We start from the raw sequence: 563 nt of genomic DNA, 5'->3' as shown, positions 1-563 counted from the left end.
TCTGAATTGTTTTTCGACGGCGTGCGCGTCCCCAAGACGCATCTGCTAGGCGACACCGAGGGGCAAGGCTTCTTTCAGCTGATGACGCAACTGCCGCAGGAGCGACTTATCGTCGCGGTCGGAGCGGTTGCCGCCATGGAATTGGCCTTGCACCAGACGATCGAATACACGCGCCAACGAGAAGCCTTCGGGCGAACGATCTTCGGGTTCCAAAATACCAAGTTCACCCTCGCTGAAGCCGCCACCGAAACAAGGATTGCGCGAGTGTTCCTCGACCACTGCATCTGTCTGCATCTCGACGGTAAGCTCGACGTGCAAACTGTCGCGATGGCCAAATGGTGGACGACGGAACGGGCGATGAAAGTCCTCGACGACTGCCTGCAGCTGCACGGCGGGTACGGATACATGACGGAATATCCGATTTCGCGTCTCTGGGTTGATCAGCGAGTACAGAAAATCTACGCGGGGTCTAACGAAATAATGAAAGAGATTATTTCGAGGTCGCTTTGACAAGATAGCGACGACCGAACGCCCGGTGTATCAACGCAGATGAGGATCTGCTA

1 protein-coding gene is annotated in these 563 nt (G+C 55.6%); it reads left to right on the top strand.

The genetic code is table 11. The annotated features are described in order from the left end of the window. Nucleotides 1-510, top strand: a 510-nt coding sequence (locus tag FPZ47_RS27875) for an acyl-CoA dehydrogenase family protein (protein WP_281291918.1), incomplete at its 5' end; no start/stop codon positions are given. Nucleotides 511-563: the final 53 nt, after the last annotated feature.

This window comes from Mycobacterium helveticum (genome assembly GCF_007714205.1).
Classification (GTDB): Bacteria; Actinomycetota; Actinomycetes; order Mycobacteriales; family Mycobacteriaceae; genus Mycobacterium; species Mycobacterium helveticum.
The sequence above is the reverse complement of the archived record's forward strand: the minus strand, read 5'-3'. Positions and strand labels throughout refer to the sequence as shown.